The following is a 2,834-nucleotide window of genomic DNA, read 5'->3' as shown; positions in this document are numbered from 1 at the left end:
GACGCTTGACTTAGCGGTATCGGGCGAAAGCCTGCACACCAACGACGTCGGATTCCCAAGTGCCGGTGCCTTTTTCCCCACGCCCCGTTTTCGTCAATAACACTTCCTAACACTTCCTTTGGAGAGATCCCCTTGGCCGTTCGTGTTGATGCTCGTGAGTTGATTCAGCTGTTGGAACTGACGCCGTCGGACCAGAATGTGATGCTGGTGGGGCGTCATGGAATCGGCAAATCGCAAATCATCGCCGATCATTTCCGCGAACGTGGCATGACCGTCGTGCCATTCTTCTTGGGTCAAATGAGCGATCCGGGGGACCTGATCGGCCTGCTGCACAAGGACGAACACACCGGCCGCAGCGAGTTTCTGCCGCCGTTCTGGTGGCCTCAGGACGACCAGCCGATCGTGCTGTTCCTCGATGAACTCAACCGCGCGCGTCCAGAAATTCTGCAATCGGTCATGGAATTGGCACTCAACAAGACCTTGGCGGGAAAACGCTTGCCCGTCGGCAGCGTGATCGTTTCGGCGGTGAACGAAGGCGACGAATACCAATTGACCGACTTGGACCCGGCACTGGTCTCGCGTTTCAATCTGTACGAATTTGCCCCGACGGTCGAAGACTGGCTGCTGTGGGCCGAGCGAGAAAACGTCGACGCCCGGATCACCAGCTTTATCCAAAAACAGCCCCAGTTCCTCGATGGACACGGGATCGGCGACGAATCCGAACAAACGCTCTCGGGGCTGGTCAAGACGCCGGATCGACGCGGTTGGGCGCGGGTTTCGAAACTGATCGAACCGATCGAACGTCTCGATGCCAATCACATCAAACTGATCGCCGGAATCGTGGGTTCAACCTCCGCTAACGCCTTCCGCCGCAGCCTGGCAACTCCGCTGCCCGTGTCCCCGGCCGGTGTCTTGCTGGAATTCAGCAAACAACGCAAGACGCTGGGCAAAATGTCGCTCGGCGAATTGCTGTTGCTCAACGAACAGATTCTGGTTTGGATCAGCAGCGGAAAATGCCCGGCCGCCCGAGAAGAGAAAGCTCGCTCGGGCTTGCTGAGCTACTTGAATCTGTTGCGAAAACGAAAACTCGATGAAGCCGTCGCCCATCTGGTTTCGATGCTCGGCAAGCCCAAGTTCGAATCTGTGATGGAATTCATTTCCGAGTCGATCGAACTGACCGAATTGTTGACCGGCTACATGGAAGGCATTCGGATCGAATGAGTCAGTCGTTCGTCAAGTCGAGTGCTCGCGAGCGGATCACACAGGTGGTGGAAAGCTGGTTTCTCACTGAACCGCTGTTGTTTGCCGCCTGGACGATGCACGACGTCGTGGAGCGACCGGGGCTGGCAACGATTCGTGTCGGACGCGGCAAGATCGAATTCAACCCGGACTTTATCCGTTCGCTGCGACGCGACCAGTTGCGATCCGTGTTGGGATTCGAAGCGATGCGAATTCTACTGGGCCATCCCTACGCCAGACAGCAACCGAAGGCCGAATTGTCGTACCAGGCGAGCAATCTGACCGTACAGGAATGTCTGCGCACCAAATTGCCGATCCCGCGGCCCCGCGACCTTTGGGGCGACGAGCGTTTTGACAACCAATACTTCGAATTCTATTACCGGGAACTCGCCGAGCGGGCCAGTGACGACGAACCGCCAAAGGACGATCCCGAGGATCCAGCCGCACCGGATTCATCGGGCGCCGATCCGTCGAACCGAGAACCTTCCGACGACGGCGGGGATCCGCCCGAAGGCGACGATTCAGAAACGAGTGATTCAGAAACAAACGATTCCGACGAGTCTGACGGCCGATCGAACCCGGCCGACGACGCGGCAAGCACGCTGGACGCCTACAGCGATCCCGATCGGGTCGGCATGGAAAACACGACCCAGTGGGACAACGACGATCTGAAGCGAGACGAGATCAACGCGGCGGTCCGCGAAGCCGCCGAATCCGATGGCTGGGGGACGGTCGGCGGACAGGCCAAAGAGCAGTTGTTGGCGACCCTTCATCCCAAACTGGACTATCGCGGTGTGCTGCGAAACTTTCGCCAAAGCGTGCTCTCGGTGCGTCGGCGTCTGACGCGGATGAAACCGAGTCGCCGCTATGGATTTGCGCAGATGGGCAGCCGCTACGACTTCACGACCAAACTGCTGTTCGCCGTCGATGTCTCCGGATCGATGGGGCACCGCGATCTGCAACTGGGCTTTTCGGTCGTCAGCCACTTCTTTCGCTACGGAGTCGAATCGGTCGACGTGATCTGGTTCGATGAAGACATCCGTTGTGAACCGCTGACGCTGCGTCATGCCCGCAGCGCGTTCGAAGTCAGCGGTCGCGGGGGAACCAATTTCGGGCCGGTCATCGACTACATCGACCGACATCGCGACTACGACGGGCTGATCATCTTCACCGACGGTTACGCACCGGTGCCGCCAAGGCCACAGAACACTCGCACGCGAGTCCTCTGGCTGTTCAAGGACGAGGCGACGCACCAGCAGATGCACCAGGGACTGCGGCCGCTGGGGCGATCGGCGTTCTTGAAAGAATCGCCCCGGTAACGAACGTCACCCTTCGGCCCGGTATGAGTGTCGGCATGACGCGGAAGGAGGTCGTTTGTTAGCGGCAGGGCGCGAGCCCTCCGGTCTTTCAATGTTTTTTTAGCGGCAGGGCGCGAGCCCTCCGGTCTTTCACCGTATTTATGAAGCGCGACCGGACGGCTCGCGGCCTGTCGGTTTTGTGAGCCGCGACGCGTAAGCGGCCGGGCACTGCGACGTTGCCCGAGGCCTTACGGCCAGCGGCTCACCATTGACTCAGCAGATCCCGACTAAATCGAC

2 protein-coding genes are annotated in these 2,834 nt (G+C 59.2%); both read left to right on the top strand.

What is annotated here, in order from left to right; genetic code table 11:
• Positions 1-132: 132 nt before the first annotated feature.
• On the top strand, positions 133-1,221 hold the full coding sequence (locus NZK35_RS33395) for an AAA family ATPase (RefSeq protein WP_259636868.1): 1,089 nt from the start codon (positions 133-135) through the stop codon (positions 1,219-1,221).
• Positions 1,218-2,558: a DUF2201 family putative metallopeptidase gene (locus NZK35_RS33390; protein WP_259636867.1), complete on the top strand. Its 1,341-nt coding sequence runs from the start codon at positions 1,218-1,220 to the stop codon at positions 2,556-2,558. The genes NZK35_RS33395 and NZK35_RS33390 overlap by 4 nt, the downstream gene beginning before the upstream one ends.
• Positions 2,559-2,834 lie beyond the last annotated feature (276 nt).

Origin of the sequence: Stieleria sedimenti (assembly GCF_025060895.1) — a bacterium.
Taxonomy (GTDB): domain Bacteria; phylum Planctomycetota; class Planctomycetia; order Pirellulales; family Pirellulaceae; genus Stieleria; species Stieleria sedimenti.
Note: the sequence above shows the minus strand (reverse complement) of the source record. Positions and strands in the feature narration are given on the sequence as shown.

What these genes read in the sequence shown, in the direction of transcription:
- NZK35_RS33390 (WP_259636867.1), top strand. Translation starts at nt 1,218, where the DNA reads ATGAGTCAGTCGTTCGTCAAGTCGAGTGCTCGCGAGCGGATCACACAG.